The organism is Hahella chejuensis KCTC 2396, from assembly GCF_000012985.1.
GTDB lineage: Bacteria > Pseudomonadota > Gammaproteobacteria > Pseudomonadales > Oleiphilaceae > Hahella > Hahella chejuensis.
Genome location: NC_007645.1, coordinates 6,500,022 through 6,520,654 on the forward strand (window position 1 = coordinate 6,500,022; position 20,633 = coordinate 6,520,654).

21 protein-coding genes are annotated in these 20,633 nt (G+C 48.6%); 7 read left to right on the forward strand and 14 right to left on the reverse strand.

Features of this window, described 5'->3' with window-relative positions:
- The first annotated feature begins 37 nt into the window (after positions 1 to 37).
- Genes HCH_RS28695 through HCH_RS28705 form a run of 3 tightly spaced genes read left to right on the forward strand, consistent with a single transcriptional unit; the run spans position 38 to position 2,383 of the window.
- Positions 38 to 637: an XTP/dITP diphosphatase gene (locus tag HCH_RS28695; protein ID WP_011400061.1), complete on the forward strand. Its 600-nt coding sequence runs from the start codon at positions 38 to 40 to the stop codon at positions 635 to 637.
- Positions 630 to 1,796 carry a radical SAM family heme chaperone HemW gene (gene hemW / locus HCH_RS28700; RefSeq protein WP_011400062.1) on the forward strand — a complete coding sequence of 389 codons (1,167 nt, stop codon included), beginning with the start codon at positions 630 to 632 and terminating at the stop codon, positions 1,794 to 1,796. The genes HCH_RS28695 and hemW overlap by 8 nt, the downstream gene beginning before the upstream one ends.
- Positions 1,797 to 1,855: 59 nt before the next feature.
- Complete coding sequence (locus HCH_RS28705; protein ID WP_011400063.1) at positions 1,856 to 2,383, forward strand: hypothetical protein; 528 nt, start codon at positions 1,856 to 1,858, stop codon at positions 2,381 to 2,383.
- Between the two features lie 35 nt (positions 2,384 to 2,418).
- Here HCH_RS28705 and trmB read toward each other — a convergent pair whose 3' ends face one another.
- Complete coding sequence (gene trmB, locus HCH_RS28710; protein WP_041598991.1) at positions 2,419 to 3,105, reverse strand: tRNA (guanosine(46)-N7)-methyltransferase TrmB; 687 nt, start codon at positions 3,103 to 3,105, stop codon at positions 2,419 to 2,421.
- Between the two features lie 532 nt (positions 3,106 to 3,637).
- On the opposite strand from trmB, the gene HCH_RS28715 reads away from it, so the two are divergent.
- Complete coding sequence (locus HCH_RS28715) at positions 3,638 to 4,489, forward strand: hypothetical protein (RefSeq protein WP_011400066.1); 852 nt, start codon at positions 3,638 to 3,640, stop codon at positions 4,487 to 4,489.
- A 283-nt stretch (positions 4,490 to 4,772) separates the two neighbouring features.
- Here HCH_RS28715 and HCH_RS28720 read toward each other — a convergent pair whose 3' ends face one another.
- From HCH_RS28720 to HCH_RS28740, 5 genes are all read right to left on the reverse strand, one after another.
- Complete coding sequence (locus HCH_RS28720; RefSeq protein WP_011400067.1) at positions 4,773 to 5,273, reverse strand: ATP-binding protein; 501 nt, start codon at positions 5,271 to 5,273, stop codon at positions 4,773 to 4,775.
- Positions 5,274 to 5,791: 518 nt separating this feature from the next.
- Positions 5,792 to 6,376: a hypothetical protein gene (locus tag HCH_RS28725; protein WP_011400068.1), complete on the reverse strand. Its 585-nt coding sequence runs from the start codon at positions 6,374 to 6,376 to the stop codon at positions 5,792 to 5,794.
- Between the two features lie 184 nt (positions 6,377 to 6,560).
- The gene (locus tag HCH_RS28730) at positions 6,561 to 7,697 is read right to left on the reverse strand and encodes a HEAT repeat domain-containing protein (RefSeq protein ID WP_148212683.1); all 1,137 of its coding nucleotides are present in this window, start codon (positions 7,695 to 7,697) and stop codon (positions 6,561 to 6,563) included.
- Positions 7,698 to 7,886: 189 nt separating this feature from the next.
- Positions 7,887 to 8,840, reverse strand: coding sequence for a hypothetical protein (locus HCH_RS28735; RefSeq protein ID WP_011400070.1), 954 nt, complete (start codon positions 8,838 to 8,840; stop codon positions 7,887 to 7,889).
- Positions 8,841 to 8,849: 9 nt separating this feature from the next.
- The gene (locus tag HCH_RS28740; RefSeq protein ID WP_011400071.1) at positions 8,850 to 10,028 is read right to left on the reverse strand and encodes a hypothetical protein; all 1,179 of its coding nucleotides are present in this window, start codon (positions 10,026 to 10,028) and stop codon (positions 8,850 to 8,852) included.
- A 700-nt stretch (positions 10,029 to 10,728) separates the two neighbouring features.
- Between HCH_RS28740 and HCH_RS28745 the strand changes: the two genes are divergently transcribed.
- Entirely contained in the window at positions 10,729 to 10,935 is a 207-nt protein-coding gene (locus HCH_RS28745; protein WP_041598994.1) for a hypothetical protein, read from the forward strand.
- Positions 10,936 to 11,089: 154 nt separating this feature from the next.
- Here HCH_RS28745 and HCH_RS28750 read toward each other — a convergent pair whose 3' ends face one another.
- Positions 11,090 to 11,437: a helix-turn-helix domain-containing protein gene (locus tag HCH_RS28750; protein WP_011400072.1), complete on the reverse strand. Its 348-nt coding sequence runs from the start codon at positions 11,435 to 11,437 to the stop codon at positions 11,090 to 11,092.
- A 167-nt stretch (positions 11,438 to 11,604) separates the two neighbouring features.
- Between HCH_RS28750 and HCH_RS28755 the strand changes: the two genes are divergently transcribed.
- Positions 11,605 to 11,892: a hypothetical protein gene (locus HCH_RS28755; protein ID WP_011400073.1), complete on the forward strand. Its 288-nt coding sequence runs from the start codon at positions 11,605 to 11,607 to the stop codon at positions 11,890 to 11,892.
- Between the two features lie 200 nt (positions 11,893 to 12,092).
- Positions 12,093 to 12,605 carry a RadC family protein gene (gene radC, locus HCH_RS28760; RefSeq protein WP_041598995.1) on the forward strand — a complete coding sequence of 171 codons (513 nt, stop codon included), beginning with the start codon at positions 12,093 to 12,095 and terminating at the stop codon, positions 12,603 to 12,605.
- A gap of 51 nt (positions 12,606 to 12,656) precedes the next feature.
- Here the strand turns inward: radC and HCH_RS28765 are convergent, their stop codons facing one another.
- From HCH_RS28765 to HCH_RS28795, 7 genes are all read right to left on the reverse strand, one after another.
- The gene (locus HCH_RS28765) at positions 12,657 to 13,163 is read right to left on the reverse strand and encodes a class IV adenylate cyclase (protein WP_011400075.1); all 507 of its coding nucleotides are present in this window, start codon (positions 13,161 to 13,163) and stop codon (positions 12,657 to 12,659) included.
- Positions 13,164 to 13,168: 5 nt separating this feature from the next.
- On the reverse strand, positions 13,169 to 14,350 hold the full coding sequence (locus tag HCH_RS28770) for an adenosylhomocysteinase (RefSeq protein ID WP_083769839.1): 1,182 nt from the start codon (positions 14,348 to 14,350) through the stop codon (positions 13,169 to 13,171).
- A 30-nt stretch (positions 14,351 to 14,380) separates the two neighbouring features.
- The gene (locus tag HCH_RS28775; RefSeq protein WP_041598997.1) at positions 14,381 to 17,386 is read right to left on the reverse strand and encodes a type IV secretory system conjugative DNA transfer family protein; all 3,006 of its coding nucleotides are present in this window, start codon (positions 17,384 to 17,386) and stop codon (positions 14,381 to 14,383) included.
- A 6-nt stretch (positions 17,387 to 17,392) separates the two neighbouring features.
- Positions 17,393 to 17,899 (reverse strand): hypothetical protein, encoded by a 507-nt coding sequence (locus HCH_RS28780; protein ID WP_041598998.1) that lies wholly within the window; start codon positions 17,897 to 17,899, stop codon positions 17,393 to 17,395.
- 305 nt (positions 17,900 to 18,204) lie between these two features.
- Positions 18,205 to 19,410, reverse strand: coding sequence for a type IV secretory system conjugative DNA transfer family protein (locus tag HCH_RS28785; protein WP_148212684.1), 1,206 nt, complete (start codon positions 19,408 to 19,410; stop codon positions 18,205 to 18,207).
- 157 nt (positions 19,411 to 19,567) lie between these two features.
- A complete protein-coding gene (locus HCH_RS28790; protein WP_011400080.1) occupies positions 19,568 to 19,948 on the reverse strand; it encodes a hypothetical protein in 381 nt (126 codons plus the stop codon).
- Between the two features lie 91 nt (positions 19,949 to 20,039).
- Positions 20,040 to 20,627, reverse strand: a complete 588-nt coding sequence (locus tag HCH_RS28795; protein ID WP_148212685.1) for an IS630 family transposase — start codon at positions 20,625 to 20,627, stop codon at positions 20,040 to 20,042.
- Positions 20,628 to 20,633 lie beyond the last annotated feature (6 nt).

Sequence of the window (20,633 nt, forward strand, 5' to 3'; positions counted from 1 at the left end):
GAACAGTCATCCGACTTATTCAAACATACTGAAAATCATGCAAAAGATCGTATTAGCCAGCCATAACGCCGGCAAAATCAAGGAGCTGAACCGATTGCTCGGCTCCCTCGACATTACTGTCGTCTCTCAGAAAGAGCTGAACATTCCCTCCATTGAGGAAACTGGACAGACTTTTATCGAAAACGCCATTCTCAAAGCCCGTCACGCAGCCGCCGTCTCCGGCCTGCCTGCTCTGGCGGACGACTCCGGCTTGGAAGTGGACGCCTTGCAGGGCGCACCGGGCATCTATTCCGCACGCTTCGCTGGCGAAAGCGCTTCAGATCAGGATAACAACGCCAAGCTGCTGCAGTTGCTGGCGAATACACCCACCGGCGCCAGAACCGCGCGCTTTCACTGCGTACTCGCCTTTATGCGACACGAAGCCGACCCAGTTCCGGTTATTTGTCACGGCGCCTGGGAAGGCTCTATTGCAGAGCAGGCGAGCGGCGGCGGCGGTTTCGGCTACGACCCATTATTCTGGCTGTCTGATCGACAGTGCACCTCGGCGGAGCTGACGCCGGAAGAGAAGAACGCTCTCAGCCATCGCGGACAGGCGATGGCGCAACTGGTTGCGGAGTTGACCCGCCTATATGGCTGACATTTTGACGCCGGGGCTGCATACGCCGCCCCTGGCGCTTTACGTTCACATCCCCTGGTGCGTGCGTAAATGCCCATATTGCGACTTTAATTCTCACACCGCCCGATCGGAGCTGCCTGAGCGGGAATATCTACAAGCGCTGTTAAGCGATCTGGATACGGAGATGTTCCGGCTGGAACAGATCGGCGGGAAAAGAGCTCTTGGCTCCATTTTCTTTGGCGGCGGTACGCCGAGCCTGCTCTCACCCGACATTATCGCATCGGTTATCGACGGCGCGCGCCAGCGACTGGGCTTCCATGACGACATTGAGATCACGCTGGAAGCCAATCCAGGAACGGTTGACGAGGCCAAGTTCAAAGACCTGTTTCAAGGCGGCGTTAATCGCTTGTCTCTGGGCGTACAGAGCTTCCAGCCTGAACTGCTGACAACGCTTGGCCGCATACATAACGGCGAGGACGCCATTCGCGCCGTGGATAAAGCCCGGCAGGCGGGATTCGATAATTTTAACCTGGATCTGATGCACGGATTGCCAGGACAATCTCTGCAGCATGCGATGGAAGATCTCGACACAGCGATTAGCCTTGGCCCAACGCATCTTTCCTGGTATCAACTGACCATCGAACCGAATACCGAGTTTTACCGCCATCCGCCCCAATTACCGGAAGACGATACCCTCTGGGAAATCCATGAGAACGGCTGCGAACGTCTAGCTCAGGCTGGTTATAACCAGTATGAGATCTCCGCCTTCGCCCAAACGGGGAAGGAGTCCAGACACAATCTCAATTACTGGCGCTTTGGCGACTATCTGGCCATCGGCGCCGGCGCTCATGGCAAGCTGACGGGATCTTCCGGGGACGTTATCCGCTATTGGAAAACCCGCTTGCCACAGCACTATCTCAGCCGCATCGACAACTATACAGCGGGGGAGGAGATAACTCCGGCCCATGAAGCCGGCGTGGACTTTCTGATGAATGCGCTAAGACTAAGGGAAGGCGTGGAGGAAGAGCTGCTGGTGCGCCGCACTGGCGTTGGCGTCTCTCTATTAGAGCCGCAACTGAGCGAAGCGCGCCAAAAAGGCTGGCTACAGGCTGACAGACTGCAGTGTACAGAATTAGGCTATCGTCACTTGAACGCTGTTTTAACTCATTTTATGGACTAGCCCAGCCCGACAGCTTTGTTTTACACTGGACACTTCCCGGATAATACAGGTTTCTACCTATGGACGACCCTCACCCGTCGCAGAAAAACCGCATTGCTTTCAGTCTCGCCGCCACGGTCCTTTTCGGCGGTCTGATTTTCTGGATTCACCCTCACCTGCAAAACGACATCGCGCCCTGGGGCTTCGTCAGTTTCGAACTGGCCAAAAATCCATTCCGAGCAGAACTCATCCTCAACTCATGGGGTCGTGAGGGACAGTTCTGGGCCACTTGGAGCCTGATTCTGGACTTTCCCTTCTTGGTCGCCTACACCGTGTTGCTTTGCGCACTGTCGCGAGGCGCGGACAGCGATCTGAAGCATTTGTTTACAGTGGGCTTTTTGATTGCGGGGATGTGCGACGCCGTTGAGAACTTCGCATTGGGCTTTGTACTGGGAGGTTGGTTATATCCACAGCTCACTGCTGCGGCCTACTATTTCGCCAGCCTGAAGTTCTTACTGCTGGTCACGGGAGGAGGATTTTTGCTCACCCGCCTGATGCGCTTCCTGCATATCAGAATCACCCGGGAAGCGACGGCGAAATCCAACTGAGGCCTGGGGCGTCCGCAAACGCCCCTTTCGCAGTATCAGTCTACGCGACGGAACATGAGGTCCCAAACGCCATGCCCCAAACGCTCGCCGCGCTTCTCAAACTTGGTGACGGGACGGGTGTCAGGGCGTGGTGAAAACTGCCCCGCTCCCGAAATATTCTCCATTCCCGGCGCTTCGCTCATGATTTCCATCATGTGCTCAGCATAAGGCTCCCAATCCGTCGCCATATGAAATACGCCGCCGCTTTTCAGTTTGGCGCGAATTCGCTGCACAAACTCCAACTGCACAATCCGACGCTTATTATGGCGCTTCTTATGCCAGGGGTCGGGAAAGAACAGCTGCACTCGATCAAGCGAAGCGTCCGGAAGGCATTTATCTATCACCTCGTTGGCGTCGTCCCAGAAAATACGGATATTCTCCAGGGACTGTTCCTCCATATTCCGCAACAGGGCGCCAACGCCCGGCTTATGCACTTCGACGCCAATGAAGTCCGCATCAGGCTCACTGGCGGCCATTTCCGCCAAAGACTGTCCCATGCCGAAACCAATCTCCAGCACTACCGTTGAGCGGCGGCCGAACACGCTTTCCAAATCCAGCAGGCCGTTCTCCACAGCCAGGCCCTTTTCCGGCCACAGGCGATCAAAGGCTTTTTGCTGGGAGGCCGTCATACGCCCACCTCGAATAACAAAACTGCGAATGGGGCGTAAATGTTGATTATCCATAGCTACTCTAAATCGTTACTCTAACTGCTTCAGGAAAGTCTGGTCACACCAATGAGGGAAACGCTATCGCCGTCATCGGCAAACAGGGGCTGGAATGATAGGCCCCGTATAAAAAACACGCAACGACTTATCGCCCCATTTTTTATATGCGTCCGCCTCAGATCCGAACAAAAGATCTCGCAATAACGCACCGAAACCTCCCGCGATCTTGCGCTATAAGAGTTCTTCAGCCTCATTACGTTATCGCAACGCACCAAAATAAAGCAGAATATAGGTGCGTTTTATCCCCGCAAAATGAGCGACGCACAACTTTGGTCCGGCGCCTGATACAAAGCAAAACGGAACCCTCAGTCCGCACCACCCGATACCATGGGCTTTAAGCTAAGCTATAAAGATAAGTGATCTAACGCTCCATGAACGGCGAGCCTTTCAGCAAGCTCCTTGGCCTTTATATTGCTTGGGCTGGAGATAGCAACCCCGGCTATTGCAGTGCCGGAAACATCAACCATAGAGCTAATAATTAAAATGGAAGATGAACATATCTATTTCTAAAGTCCGCCAAGCCTATGAACGACACCAAGCCCGGCAGCGCTGCCTGGAGCTTAGCCAACAGCTGCTGGAACTGATCACCCATATTCAGCAACATCGCGGCGCCACGCTGGCCATTCTGGGAGGCGACGACTTCTTCGAGATCCGCCTTGCCGCCATCAAACCCTATGTACTCAAAGACTTACAAGAAGTACAGCGGCTCCGGGGAGAATTGATCTCCGATGAGAGCTGGCAGAGTCTATGCGCAGAATGGTTTACTGTGAACTATCATTGGCGTCAGGATAGCGCCTTTCATAACTTTGAGTTGCATACCCATCTCATTCAGCAGTTATTGAAGCTATACAAGGACTTTCTGAACGGTCCTTTGTTTGAACATTTAGACATATCCCACCAGCCCGTGGCGCGCCTGACCTTGAATGAGCTGCCTGAGCTGATGGAAACCGCCGCCCAAATTCGCGGCATCGGCACTCACTGCCTGGCTTCAGGAGCGAAGGAGAAAGCCTTTGTCGACCGGCTTGGTTTTTTATCCCGCTACTTCACGCAATCCAGCCACCACATCAGTGGTCAGTATGACGTGGATGAGCTTCTACAGGCTGGACAGCCCTGGTACAAGCTTGGGGATATCTGGCTGGGCATTGAACGCCGCATCACTCAGGAACTGACACCTGGGCGCACAGGAGAAGGACTTCTCGCGGATCAGTTCTTCAGTGACAGCAGCCAGCTTGTGTTCCAAGCCAAACAATATGTCAAAGCGGGCCTCAAACGCCTGAAAAGCGCCACCGACAGGGAGTTGGAGACATGGATAAACAGCAGCTCTTATCATACCGGGACCTGATCCCTCTACCTCCCGCTAAATCCGCCATGCTGAGCCGTTTTTACGCTCTCAGTTCACAAGCGCTTACAATCCTTGCTGCGTTCCTTTATAGATAGATTAGAGCATTTTTTGTACAATTTAATTGACTGGGCCATGCCTATGCACCCAGTCAAGCAAATTCGATCTGAAGCGATCGAAATTGTCTTCCTAAACCCCATTTAGGAGCCCCCTTGGGCTCCTCTTTTTATCGCTCCGCTTATTCATCAGCGATTCAAGCGCTTGCGCCCCGCGCTTATACCGACGTTTATTTCGCCTGCAGCATTTCATTCAGAGGCTCCCTGCGCCGGTCTAAAGCGCGAAAGCTGAGCGACTCTAGTAAGTGCGCCGCCTGGATATGGGGGGAGCCGGACAAATCAGCGATGGTTCTCGCCACCCGCAGAACCCGGTGGTAGGCTCTAGCGGACAAGCCAAGCCTTTGCAGGGCCCGCTCCAGCAACTGTCGCTCTTTTTCTCCCAACTGACAGTGCTGTTCCAGGGGTTCACCCTGCAAATACTGGTTGGCGCAGCCTGAGCGGGCTAATTGCGCCTGTCTGGCAGCGTTCACCCTGGAAGCAATCTGGGCGCTGCTTTCCGATCTGGCGGCGCGTTGCAGCTCGTTGATAGCGACGGCGGGGACTTCAACATGTAAATCAAAACGATCCAGCAAAGGGCCTGAAATCTTCTGCCGATAGCGACTCACTTGTATCTCCGTGCACTTGCACGCCACTTCAGGGTGGCCCGAATAACCGCAAGGACATGGTTTCATTGCCTTTTTGCCAGTTCGATTAACTGCCAAAAAATCAAAGGGTTACCTCTATCCGAAAGAGCTACGGACTCTCGGAGACCACATTAGAGCGCGAAGGCTTGATTTGCACCTTTCGCAGGCAGAGGTAGCAGAGCGTATCGGCGCATGCACCGAAACAGTGCTTGGCTGGGAGCATAATAAGCACCATCCGCCTGCGCGGTTTTATCCGAAAATAATGGAGTTCCTTACCTACTGCCCATGTGTATCAGTGGGCTCATTTGGAGAAAAGCTCTCTGTGTATGCCATACATCAGGGATACACCCTTAAAGCCCTAGCAGCGGCAATTCAGGCCGATGAGAGCACAGTGTTGGGCTGGGCACGGAATGAGCACTCCCCGAGCAGGAAATATGTAGATAGCCTGAGAGAGGCTTTGGGTAATGGCATATCGCCATGACCCATAGAAATGACAAGAGGGTCTATGACCCTCTTTCTTTGTATTAACAGAGCAGACTATAAGCCTACCCCCGATTAGCGATTAGCTAGGTAGCCATATTGTCGTCATAGTTCTCACGCTGAGCACGAACTAAAGCCATGTTGACGTTCTCATCAACCAGCCTTTGCCGATCAAACTTTTCTCTGAAAGAGTCATGCGCAAGCTCTTCCGATACAAGCGCAACCCCATACCAGTTACACAGCCACGCGGTGAGCTGCTGGGAGTTTTCTACTACATATACAGGGCGCTTGAGCAACTCTCTAAGGCCGTCAACAGACTCTTTACCATCCAACGCTAATGGTTCACGAACCTCCCGTCCTTTCTTGTCCCAGCCGATCCAATAGCTATAAAAAGCAATTTTTGCAATTTTAGGACCGGGAGTGGCATGGAATTCGTAATACGCGGTATCTAAGTTCGGTTTGACGGCCGCGCAATACTTGCGCATCAATGTCAGTGATATATTTGCAAACCTGTCCGTGGGAAGTTCAGGAAGACCACTTCTTAGGTCGTTATAGTGGTTGAAGCCATATTCTTGGCAACACTTATCTATCTTTTGACAGTGTGTGCCTTCATAGTCAGATATTTTTGCTAGATATTTGATAGAGGTAATGCAGTCTTGGAATGCGAACATGTGGATACTCCGATGGCCTTGCAGTTCTTCCCGCAATTAGCATGCCGCTTGCTTGGCCTCAAAGTAAGTCCAAATGTTGAATGATTAGTTCGGTATTTCCCAACGCGGCAGGGAGGCTACCTGAGCCCACGCACAAAATTATGAAAATTTTATTGCGTGAAGTCAACAGCATGCACTTGCAAACTTACAGAACTCTTCCATTACGCACCCACTGCCCAGCGCCAACACTGATTTGAGTAGCGAGCTCATTTTTCCAGAGCTCAACTTGTGTCAATTGATCTGCGTAGTAACGCTTTTCGTCGTATGGTAAGTGCAGACCTGAAAACATCATTAAGTGCTCATGTGTTATTACACGAGACTCACGATCAGCGTTCATCATTTTGTTGGCCAGAGTCTTGAGATCAAACGCTACGCCACGCTGGTAACGAGTTGCAGCATCAAACTTAGCAATATTTTCCGCCAACCACTGATCCCAGAAAGAGGCTAGTTCATCCACATCTGCATACTGATCAACATTCCACTCACCTGTTATCTCAGAGATTGCCGTACTTGCTGCGGCTCGCACCTCTTCACTTTCGTCCGCAAGGAAAGGCTTCAGTCCATCAATTGCGCGAATATCACCGGTGAATCCCAAGCCTTTAAGTATCCCGGCGACGTCATCTTCATCATCGCTTTGCTCTTTCGCTTCGTTCAATAAGAAATGCACTACATCACCTGGATTCCCGTAACGGCCAATGAGGTATGCTAACGTTCCATCTTCCATCCTTTCTGACAGCGCGAATTTATAGAAATCCAGACCACTATCGTCGCCCATCAGCAACAAGCTTTTTGCACATTCAATGCGGAAATAGCTACTCACATCTTCATCATTCATGAGCGTTTTGAGAGCACTGGTGTAGCTGGAATCACCAACGTAACCCAGCATGGAAATGGTGTATGTGGAAGGATTAGAGATAAGGGCGTCTACTCGGTAATACGAAGCTAGCTCATTGAGCATATTCTTAGCTACAACGCTTGAAAGCGCGTCATGAATCCATGGCTTCTGCAAGGCAAGGGCTTTATGGCCAAAGCGCTTTATTGTGTCTACGTCACATACTCGCAAAGCTGGCTCAACATTCCAGTGCGCGTTACCGTCCTTCTCCCCCATCTTTTGCAGGAGTATGGAATCCATGTCAGAGTCGCCGGAATACAGTACGACATGACATGCGACCTCTCCTCGCGCTCCTTTACTGTTGATTGCCGCCTGTAGTACGGCAGCATTGTCACCCACGCCAGTAGCCAGATGCCTCGCTATTTCCTCATAGGAAGTTTCTAACTGCATGAGGGCAGACGCCTTGCTTGCGTCTGCCACATACATACTCTTCGCTAACCTTTCCCGATCAGCCCACAACTTGACCGCATTCTCGAATTCATTTTCCCAGGCGTTCATATATTTAATAGATCGTATGTAGGAAGCGTGGAGGCAATTCCAAAAAGGCCAGCCTCTTCTCCCACCACCGATACAGACAAATCACGAGTTAATCTTAGCCCATTCCATATCTGCGCCCGGTTGATATTGGACAACCCACGGCCTAGGTTGTTGTTCTGCAGGAATAAAATAAATGGCATCCTTTGCCTCAAATACACCGACGATATCAGCCCTGTCCTTTAGGCATTCAAAACGCCCATCTTTCAGTTCAAATATTCCGCTTGGCCCGCCAGCAAAAAACAACCGCTCCTTGAAATATCCAACGCCATACCATTTGTACTCTGGCGAACCAATATCCTGGAATCCATCAAGAGCATTACCTTTAAGCACTCCGCCGCTTCTTCCGGTGATATACACCTCTTCTTTACTCACCACGCGTACATCAGTAAAGACTTCTCCTTCCGGCAAGTGGGCTGGGTATGGGACATCGGACCAACTACTCCCATCAAAATGGTGAATTTTTCCGTGATAGCCAACTACATACACATCATTAGAAGCTGAACCATTAATGCCATTGGAGGTGTTACCTATGGCATGCATCGTCCAACTCTTTCCGTCCCAATGAAACGCCTGTCCATTGAAGCTCGTTACCCATACATCGGAGTCGGATGATCCCCAAATCCCCTGCAGTGAGTTGCGATCAATTAACGTAACGTTCCACTGAACTCCAGAGTCCAAGTCTTTATAGTCGAGGTGTTGATATGGTGCATTAACAAACGTCACAGGGGCATTCGTGTATACGTTCCCCTTGCGATCCACTACCCACAAATGCCCTTCCGGTGACATCCACATCGCGTTCATTTGAGTATTCGCGTATAAAAGGCGTGTCCCTTTCCCACCGAGAACAATACCGTTTTTATCTGTCGTCGCTTTCTTTATAGTCCCAACGGCAGCTAAAGCATCTGATTCATCATAGTGGGTGTAGAGTTGGTATACATTTCCGTCTGCATCTCCGCAGACGCCAATAACATGATTAATTTCATATGTGTTTGACATTTCAAATCCCTAGAACGCGTCGCGTGTAAAGTCTTCATCTTCAGGAACGGTACCGCCCCCAATGAGGTTCGAGCACAGTGCATTTTTGTCGCACCCGCACTGATCAAGGTAGTCTTCGTATTCCCTTCTAATGCATTTCGCAACAATAGCTGCCTCATCTGCCGGTACCCGTGCTCGATACTCATCTGGAGCACGCATTATGTCATTCATGGGCAGCGACATTGCGGTAATATATTCCATGTGATCAAGCCACTCGGTAACCGTCGCGTACCGTCCCTCCGCTTCAAGCATTTGTCCAAACTGCTCTTCAGCTTCTGTCAGATATCTATGCTCTGTTCCCTGGCTTTGGTCGTCGTATACAAAATAGGTAATCGCATCGCCTTCGGTATATCTGCCAAAGGCGCGCCTAATGGGTACCGCTGATCGCGCTTCCTTAGCAGCCGCATTCCTCGAACGCTCCATAAAGCAACTATGCGGAACAAAGTGCTCACGCTGATAGCCCGGTTTGCTAATTTTTTGCAGCTTTTTATACGGACCTACCGTGATACCGTGCTTTTTAAACAGCTCTTTTCGCTTCGCAGGATCATTAACAATTTCATTAACCTCTTGCTCGCTATATATTGTTCCGGCCTCGCTACTCTCCGCTTCTGAGTTAGATGTGTTGCCGGTAGAAGTAACTTTTCCTGGCTTTATCTGGCTCGCTCGATAACTCTCGTCATCTCGTTTCTCACTCGACCAACCAAGGTTCCCATTAAAGGAGGAGACATCACTCACCTCTCCGGTAATTGCAGGAGGAGGCGGCGGCGGGGGATTAGCACGCACTATCAACCGATTTGCGAGGGATGGTTCAGAGTTAGTTGGTGTCAGGCCATTCTCGCCTTCAGCAATCAGAGGGCAAAAAGGCTTTCGTTTGTCTTTAAATACAAGCAGCACTTCTCCACGCTCAACATCCCGCACGAAGTCATCACGCCACTTTCGGAAATACCGCGAACCTCTTCCCGGAAAAGTACCAAACATGGAGCGGAAATGTGAGCCAGCGAGGCTGTTAACGACCTGACCTACCGTTGCATCAGAGCTCAAACAGCGGTCAGCGTAGTGTGCTGCAAAGAACGGAGACTCAGCGAACGGAAGGTCGGCAGTGGTAATGTCAGACCAATGCTTAAATTCGTACCAGCGATTAGAGTACATCTAGAAATACATCCCTTGTATGGCGCTGAACCTGCCAGACCGCAAGCAGCGCGATGAATAGCCAAAAACACGTTACATTCATTCACAATGCAAGTGGATTGTACATATGTGGGATGTGCTGGTGAATCAGCAATCCGTCCTAACCCTGCTGACATATTGACGCACTAAAGCATAACATCCAGCTTTACAGCCTCCCCTAACCCTGGACAAAATTCGCTCAAAACGCTATATTCTAACTGTTAAAGGAATTTTGAGCTGCGTGTAGAGGTAGTCTGTATGAGCGCCAGCAAATTTGACTTGATTGAGAAGCGAACGGGAAGTTCCACATAAGGCCGCATACGTTTTTTACGTATGCGGCCTTTTTTTTAGGCTATGCAGATGCTTCCAAGATAAATAACGCAGGTTAAACTCTAGAGTATAAGATCCAGAAAAGGCTAAACGAGGAGGTATCATGAAAAATAACGGAACGTAGAAAGCCCTTCCTTAGGAAGGGCTCCATAACGAAGGTACACTAGCTGCACACCCTTCGCTCTAAGAATCGGTGTGCACGCGAACCTCCTACCCGATACTACCACGGCAATCATCCTTTGCCAAGGAGTTAAGGTTGGCTGTGTGCCCTCACACACTTACAACACACTTACAACACACTTACAACACACTTACAACACACTTACAACAAACACTGTGTGAGGAGGTAGACATGTTCACCGCACAACTGTTTCTCAACCTGGCGATTATTATCCTGATCGCTGAAACGGCTATTTTTATTAGCTCGATCATAACAGGATCAACCGAAAATCTGCCTGCGATCATAGAAGGATTCAGGCTGTTCGTCCAGTGGGTAGTGATGTACGAACAACTCCTACGTATCGTGTATATCCCACTGCTCCTGTACCTATCATCATAAGGACGCGCTTTTGAGGAAATGGATTTCCTCTTTTCCAGACTTTCTCTGTTTTACAAGGAAAAATCGCTAAATTGCTGTAAGTATAGTCAAGCTCTGAGAATTTGCTGACAATCTTTGAATTTTTTCAAGATACACTCGATCGTAACACCGCACTCTATTCCTTCGAGCAGCCATCCACACTCTCTTTCGACACTTCGTATCCTTTCGCGAGCAAAAAGCCATTGCAGAAGCCATCAAGGTACCGCTCATCATGTTCTAGCAATGCAGGCATGTCTTTATCAAACCTTTTGATGAGCTCGTGGATGTTAACTGAGAGCACTTGGCAAATCGCCATAACCTCAAAAAGATCTAGTTTCCTATCGCCAGATTCGTATCTGGTAACAAAAACCTTATATTTCTGAAGGCGGCTTGATAGCTCCTCTTGATTCATACCCAGATCTTTTCGGGCTTTTTTCAATAGGCTGATAAGTAGTTCGTATCTGGGGTCATTATTAGGCTTCATGCAGGCAGCATAGAGGAGGTACGCACACCATCCTAAAGTGAATTTTTTTTGTTTTTTCTTCTGTTTTAGAAAAAGTCAACTACACTTGATTTTGCAAGGTGTGAGAAGGCGCTCGATTGCTCGGGAACCTTTTCCTTGTATCTGTGTGTTTTTTCAGGAGGAAGATTATGAAGAAGTCCGTTGCAGCGCTGAGCATATGTGCAGCACTGAGTCTCGTTATGTCACCGGCCATGGCCGAGAATACTCAAAACCCATGCAAAGATTCGGTGTATGTATCCCTTAAAAACAAAAGCTTGGAGCAGATGACCGACCGTGAGTATGAAACGTACAAACAGGCAGACCAAGCCTGCGCTTCCTACACCACAAATGTTGCCGCCATGCAGGAATCGACAAGTTTCAAAAATAACTGGTGGTGGGTAGCATTGGCTGCCCTTCCGCTACTATTTCTCCTCTAATAACAAGGATAACCGGCGGGCAAGGATGCCCCCACCAACGTGTGCAAATCTGCACTTTTCACTGTCTTTGACCAATCCCCTTCTCGCGTATGTTGTATGCGTGCGTCACAGAGACGCGCGAGGTGAAGCCGCCAGTACGGGGCTTCACCCTTGCTGGCTGTTCTTCATGTTCTTTTGCATACCACATAGAGAGAAGCTACATGAACGAAGATGTACAACAGCACTACTCAATCCACGAAGACGGCTCATACCAATTCAATCAGGCAATACATCCAGACAAAATCATTTCCATTGCAAAACATATCCTTGATGGAAGGTTTTTCCGTGGTAAAGCATTCTGCGACCCTGACGCGACCAAGTACTATCTCGTGCTCCAGCTCGCAGAACATGAACAAGAAGTATTTGCCTGCATGTTCCTTGATAACCAGAACCGCCTCATCAGCTTTGAAAAATTGTTCTACGGGACCATTGATCAAGCGTCCGTATATCCACGAGAAATAGTGAAGCGTGCGCTTATGCTGAATGCAGCAGCAGTGATTCTTGCCCATAACCACCCGAGCGGAATGTCTGAACCCAGCGTGGCCGATATAGCAATGACAAAGACCGTGAAGAGTTCATTGGCGCTCATCGACGTGCGAGTGCTTGATCATATTGTGGTTGGAAGCGACGGAAGTTCCGTGAGTTTTATAGAGAGAGGCTATATGGCAGGGTAAATTTCCATCCCCCCCCTACTAATTGTAGGGGGGAGTTTATATTAAGTATTACTAAAAAAGCATATCCGAATAAGACACGGATACAAGGCTTTTTTCCTTAATACAAAAGTGATTCCTAAGAAACTCAACTTCTTCTCTAGCTTCTTGCTCTGTTATCCCATTCATTACAACTTCAAACTCACCAAATTCACCCAGTCCCAGAACGCTATCGCAGTGTATTCGAGAGTTCTTATAAAAATATACTCGCCTTCTTTTCGAAACAATACCGCGAGCCCCAAGAATAAAGCTCAGAATAACTTCAACAATATTAGATAGTAAACGACCAACTCTGAAGCGGTAATATCTCGAAAGTCTCTCCCCCTTACAGTTGCTCCTAAAGTAATAAATAAATGTTTTTATTCCATTCTCGTCTCTTAGCTTTAGTCTTCCCTTATTTATCGAGTAAAATATATCTTTTTGCATCAATTCAACTGGTGATTCCATGGAAATTTTCTTTGCCATGGCCACAAACTCTGACATTGATTCAATAGAAAATTTTAATTCTATATTTTTTGACATAGAAATCACAAATTAACTAATCTAAGCCAGTCCTTAGAAATTTCATTTAGATAATTAAGATGCAGCTCATGAATTATTCCTGGTGGATATTTACCTTTAGTTTTGCTTGTAAGAATAAGCATAATGCATATTAGTATTTCTGAAAAAACCAAATCAAGAATCTCTACAGGCATACTTGGAAGTATAAAGTTAACTGCTGCTCCTTGCTTAGCCACCAATACTCTTTTTGAGTTTGGTAATACATACCCCTTTAGCTCTTCTCCAACATCTTTTTCCTCTATGCAGTGCGCCTTTACTTCCTTAATATCAAACTCTGTATCTTTAGACCCCACACTAGCAAGTATAACATTATTCTTACACTCCTCAATCTCTTCATATGTCATTGATCCGCTTGGATCTCCCGTCGCAGAGAAGATAATATCTGCATTCTTAATCAGCTCTCTTTTCTTATGGATAGCATAACCATCTATAAAAGCGGAAAGGTTTTTATGATCATGTTTATCATATACTGAAACATTAAGATCACCTCCTCTCAATGCCCTAGCTACATTTTCACCTATCATTCCATAACCAATAACAAGAGCGTTTCGACCTGCCAGTGATATTCCTTTTTTCCGAAGAATATACTCTATTGCAGAAACCGCATCTCTACCAACAAATCTGGCCTCGATTTCTTTGAGCCCACTTCTTGCCACTGAAAATACAGGCACGCTTATGTGCTTAACAGACATCTGATATCTATTGTGCCCAAAAGTAGTATCTTCCACCACCCCAGAAATATATTTTTTATCTTTGTCAGATATCTCTTTCAATGGTCTAGAAAAATATCCTCCAACATCTATCAATACAACATTCTTTTTATCCGCCTTACTTTTATCTATGGCCTCCAATATAAGATACTTCAAATAATCACTTTCTTCTAAGTATTGATATGATTTTTGTATAACTTTAATCCCATCACCCTGTAGCCGCATCAGAACCTCTGAATCAATAGAGTACGGCTTCGCTAATAGGGCAAATATCTCTGCCTCTGACTCCATCAGGCATCGAACCATTTCTTCAGTTGTTGGAAGCAAATGTTCAATAATAATGAACCTTGTATTTTTCAGATATGCTTTATTTCTATCCTGCCTCGCATACTTTTTAAATATACGAAGTTGCGAACCCTGGAAATGATAGCTCATCATCGCCCTCCTAATAGGCTATATAATATAGCCCTAAATCTTCCGCACCGACCTCGCAATAATCTCCGCGATAACCGACCGCCCACCGTCAGGAGGAGGACTCCCTCGCTTCACCTTCACCCTATACCCCTTCACAGAACTGGTGGTAGGCTCAATCGGGGGAAATAGAGACTCGATATATTCCTGGATCTGCTCTGGCTTAATCACCAACACCGGGAGTTTCTTCGCATCTTCCTTCTTGAAATATTGCTCCATGCGGAGACGCATATTGGCCTTCTGCACAATCGAAAGAATCTGAGTGTATGTCCCAGCTGCCCGGCACTTCTCAATGTTTTGCAACTCGTGCTTCATGTCGGTAGTCACCGATATCTCACACGCCACCTTCACCTTTCCGCGATACAGCGCAACGTCCACAACCCCACCCGGGCACGGCTCTTCAATGACCGCCCTGCAACCCCGCTCTTCAGCAAGACGCTTTATGAGATTCTGGAGGTATATGTGTTGTGTGGTGGCGCGCTTTGTATCTTTCTCTTCTGCGTCTTCCTGGATAGCAGGGGGAGGTGTGGGAGTCTTTGGAGCAGCCCTCTCAGGCTCTTTAATGTGTTGTGCTGGTTTTTGCTTCTCTTGATCCTCGGCAGGCTCTTGTCTGGAGGGTGCGACGGCCTTTTGCGGCGCCTCTTTCCTCACATACCGTTCTTGGAAGAGTTGCTCTATCTGCGATACAGCAACTCCATACTTCTCGCGGGAACGGGACACCAACGCTTCTCGCTGCCGGAATGCGTCGGGGACTTCGATATAGTCTGTTCTAATCGCAACCTCATTCCCCATGTTTCCCCTTCTCACCAGCGCCTCACCACGCCCCAGTGAAACAATGTTCTGATGATCAAACACGGAGAATCCCTGCGCGAGAGAGCGCGCATCATTGCCGCCAACCCGAAACACAATACGGCTATGTGCATTGCCGAGCACAGCGTCTGCAACTTCAGGAGCACGGCTTAGCTGTGAAAGGTATTGATGGGAAAGCGTAAGCCCCAACTTATACTTCCGGCCTTCTCCAAAAATAGAAGCCAATGACGGCGTCACGAAGTGTTGGCATTCATCGATATAGAGAAAAAACGGTTTGCGATCCTGCTTCGGTATCGACTGCCTGGCTATCGCATACTGCTGGCATTTGGTAACGAGAAGGCTTCCGAGAAGCTGGGCGTTTGTTGCTCCCATGAGCCCAAGCGGAAGACGTGCAAGCAGGATCTTTCCTTCTTGCATAATGTTTCCCAAATGAATCCCACCTCTCGGCTGTCCAAGCACATACCGCAGCATGCGAGCTCGAAGAAACGAATCGAGACGAGTCACCAACGGCCCGATGGAGCGTGATCCTATACGCGGAAAGTCATGCTCCCAGAATGCTTGTATCGCTTGATCTGTGATAGGAGCGAGGCATTTTGCCCGATATGAGGCATCAGAGAGGAAATGCCGCAAATCGAGAAGTGAGTACGCCTCATCGCTCTCCACCAGCGCAAGCACGGCCTCTGCAAGCACTGTTGTCATCACATCGCCCCAGGACGTAGAAAGGCGCGAAATCGTAGATACGAGATCAGAGACTAATAGATTTTTTTCGTGGGAGCTTTCTGCCTGCAGGATGTTTAATCCAATAGAAAACTGCTCATCAGATGGATCAAACACGATCACATCATCAAATCGATTCTCTGGCATACACTGCAAGATATCGTCGGTTAGATCGCCATGCGGATCTATGAGCATGCAGCCGTTACCACCACGCGCATCCTGCAACATCATAGAGAGCAACAACGATGACTTTCCTGTCCCAGAAGCACCAACCACGTGCGTATGCGCAAATCGATCTATGTGCGGAATGGTAGCGGGTATGCGCTCCCCGTCATGCTGATAGGAGCCAATGACAAGACCGTTTTCATCCTCTTCTGGAAAGCCCGCGATCTCTCTCACCAACGGTCCTCGTACGGACTCGTCAGGTATATGCACCAACCCCACCAGCTCCTCAAGGGAGAGAATCATGCCTGTATGATGGCTCGCGCGCGAATACAAGAGCGTGTCGTCGTCATATGTTGGGTAGTACGTGACGTCCAGGGGAAATAGCTCATTTCCATGCACAGAGCCATACTGATCAAACACCCCATCAAACCCAGCCAAGAGCTCAGGAATCCGCAATTCATCTGCCTGTGCGCCAACCCTGAGAGATACGGCAAAGAGTGGCGAAGCCGTCTTCATTTTCGCGAATTGAAGAAACTCTGGTGCATCCGCAAAAAAGCAACTCCCGTCCTCCTCATCGGTGAGCGCATCCATGATTGTCCGCGCCCAGGGATTCTTCACCGGCTCGATGAGCACCTGCATGCAAAGACACTCTCCTTCTCCTGCACGTGAGAGTGCGGACACTAACGCGATGTATGGATCGATAGCGAAGTTGCGGACATGGACAAGGGGAATAAAGAATTCACGGAACAACCCAAAGTCTATCCGTGCTTGCGTATTGGTGCCGTCCCACGCAGCTAGGAGCAGATCATCTCCCGCGTGTACTGACCCTTCTGGAAGAAATGCTCGTAACGTGCTTCCGACATACTCCGCATCAATCTGATGGCACGTCAGCGCGCACTCTACAACACCATCAGTACCGACCAGCTCAAAGGAGATTGTCTCCATTGCGCCGGTGAGTGTTCGGAGCATGGCGCACATGCGCTCGTGATTTGTTTTGTATTCTGGAGGAATACACAGCTGAAACGATACAGGCTCATACGGAAGCGCCCTTGGAAATGGCGGCTGTTCTTCATAGCTTTTCTGGGGAAGTATCTGTCGATCTGGCCTCCGCTGAAATAACCGCTGCCAGAACGACAAATGGACTCCATCGTCATACGGCGCAACAAGCGGAGCTTCATGCTCGGGTAGCAAGAAAAAGGGGCGGTATGGAGGTTCAAGTTGTACTGCCTCATCGGCAGAAAGCCATCCCCTTCCCCGCATTTCCCAAGCATAGAAGCTCTTCGTCAGCGCCTCCTCTATGAGTTGCGACACAGCACACTACCGACCACGCCCTAATAGATCCCGAATAGTTGGTTTATAGTCCTCCCGCGCAAGGGCATGCATTCCCCTAGCTTCCAATATGCCGTCCAGTACTTGCGACACGCAGCCGGCAGTGAGTGACTGGAACATGTTCGCGGTATCCAAGCGGTAGTACGTGATCGGCTTTATGAGGTGTCTGATAACGAAGCCTATAACCGGGAGGCGGGATAACCACGCAAAAAAGCCAGAGTCGATATACCCAAGCCACCACGAAATAAAGAACCCATTACCAAACGGCGCGGCGCATACATGGAAGACATGCTCCCCTCGACGGACTTGGAGATATTCACGCTTTGAGGAGCCGATACCACCTTCAGAGAATCGGACTCGTTCAGTCCGTACTCGCGGCGCATCGTGCTCTTTAAGCTTGTGCTCGACGGCATCGTAGAATTCATTGGTGGACTGCTGTAGTCCTTCGACTCGGTAATGCCAGTTAGAAATGATATCGGTAGGAATGGTACGCATACTTAACCTCCCTTTGCAGGTAAACGCATACTGCATAACACGCGCGTACTGCGCCGTCTTATGCGCTCTTCTTGCAACGTTAAAAAGCGTAGTGTGACCTAGCGCATATCTCAATGAAGTCGGTATGACAAAATTACTTTTTAATGTATATGCGTTGGTAACGATCAGAAATAAAACGCACCGAGTTATTTATATTTACTGGTGTATATTTCCATTACCAGCGTTCAGCCTATATTGAACATGGACAGCGCCTTATATAGGAATACCATCGGTAACCATTTCCCAACAAAGTAGCTGGAGCATACCTAATGAAGCTTTCGCTTTTTCACAAAGTTCGTACGCGGCGGTAACGTATTCGCACTGAACGGTTTGCTCGCAGTACCATCAATCATGAGTGAGAGCGCAATCGAGTGATACGGCAAGCTCATCAAATCATCCGCAGAGAATACTCGATTAAAGTGCTTCGCCATAATCGGCGCATCCAGCGGCCCCAGGCGGAACGAAATGAGTGTTCCCATGTTGGATAACACTGCTTGGCTAATCTTTGGTTCAAGCTGATGGAGATGCTGGTGTGCAAACACCAACCCAACCTTATACTTCCGAAGCTCAGACACCATCGACACAACCGCCTCTGTGGTGAAGTGCTGGAACTCATCGACATAGAGATAGAACGGGCGACGTGCATGCTCTGGGATATTTGCACGAGAGAAGGCAGCACTCTGAATGATGTTTATGAGAAACGCGCCTAGGAGACGTGTACTGTCCGCTCCAAGCTTTCCTTTAGCAAGGTTTACAACGAGCACCTTCCCCTCATCCATCGCTTTGCGAATCGAAAGCTGGACTGGTGGATTTGTCAGCATGCGGTATAGACGAGGGTCAGCCAGAAACGCCCCCACCTTGTTCTCAATAGGCGCGCATGCTTCACGCTTTTGAGCTGGCGTGTACCGCGCCCACTCTTTTGTCCAAAAGCGTAGAACCGCCTCATTCTTCACATGAGCTAGAACGAGGTTTCGAAACTCTTTATCTCCTGGAAGTCTGGTGATATCGGGAAATGAAGCCTTTCCATATTCCAGGAGCGCAAACAGAGTATTACGGAGCAAATGCTCCATACGGACACCCCAAGCTCCCTTCCCCCATAGTTGTTGCAAGACGTCCATAATGCTGGACGCGACCATAGGAATATACGCTGTTCCCACGCCACGCAGCGGGTTATATCCATACGGCTGATTTGGATCAGCTGCATCCAAATAGATGAAGTTATCCTGAAGAGACTTCGGTACACGCTGAGCGATACGCTCTGCTATATCACCGTGGGGGTCGATAAAAGCACAGCCACGCCCAGCATGGATGTCCTGCAGGATGAGGTTTTCGAGAAGGGTAGATTTACCGGCACCTGTCTTCCCTATGGCGTACATATGGAAAAGCCGGTCTGGCTGCTTTATGCCAAATCGAGAATACGGTGGCCGCCAGTTCGTTTGCCCAAAATATGAAACTGCATGATTGTTTGCCATGCAGAGAGATAAACATCCTAGACACAACCTGACACGGCATGCCTTTGTGCGGAATAGACACACACTCCTCAGGGAAATTCAGTCTGAATTTCCCCATTCTCTTTACCTAATACTTGTAGGAAGGTTAATAATATGAAAGTAATATTATTAAAACCACTCAACTCTCAATTACCAAAACACGAGTAATTTCATGTTTGGTTATCTTCTTTGGCGAGGGAGTACTTGGGCAAGGATCAAAGAATAGGCCATTATGATAGACAAACCAATGTCTCAAATTTTTATCACCTCTGTATCTACCATAACAAAGAGCAGTTTTATTAGTCTTATTCAGTGAGTATTTAAGTATAGGATCTAAGCCAAATTTAATTTTAACGGCCAACTTCATTTCTGAGATTTTCATAAATCCTTTTCTCTTTATAATATTTTTATTATCTATCCATTTGTCAGCTTGCTCAAAGCTTTCAATGTCTTTGCAAATCATTGCGAAAGAAGCAATACCACACCCTTCACTGGAGTCAATTTGTTTAATAGTCTCCATACAAATCTCCTTATGTGTTTTTGATGACCATGTAAAAACATAGCGAGAAGCCAAGGTCACTCCTCAAGAACTCGGAACACTTAATAAGTACCTAAACAAAATTAATCTTATATTCCTGTCCAAACTTTGACAGAATGTCGTTCACTGACTCTTTCAGCCTGTCGAAAGTCTCATACGAATCCAAAGGCAGCCAGCTGTACTTCACCTTTCGCCACAAGATCTCTATCAGGTTTAGCTCCGGTGAATATTTCGGCAAATAGATCGGCCAGATGCCTTTATCTATCCAATCCAACCTATGTCGGCGAAACTCCGCAGAGCGATGCATGGAGGCGTTGTCCAGAAGCACCACGGCAGGCTTAAGCGGATCTTTACTCTCCGCCAGCTTATTAAAAAGCGCTACGACTTTGGCGGAGTCCACCCGCTCCTCTGTGGCATGGAATATCAGCTTCTGGCGGCGACTCATAAACCCCAGAACGTTCAGTCTCTTATTGTGTGGATAGGATTTCATTTGCGTCGGCTTCCCCACAGGGCTCCAGCCATAAGGTAAGTTAGAACGCTGACTGAACCCTGATTCATCAAAGTAGTAAAGCTCGATTTCGCCTGCATCCTCCCAGGATTGAAGATCTTTCACAACGCCTTGAAACTGGCGGAAGGCGACTTCATCCCGAAGCGCGCGCAGCGAAAA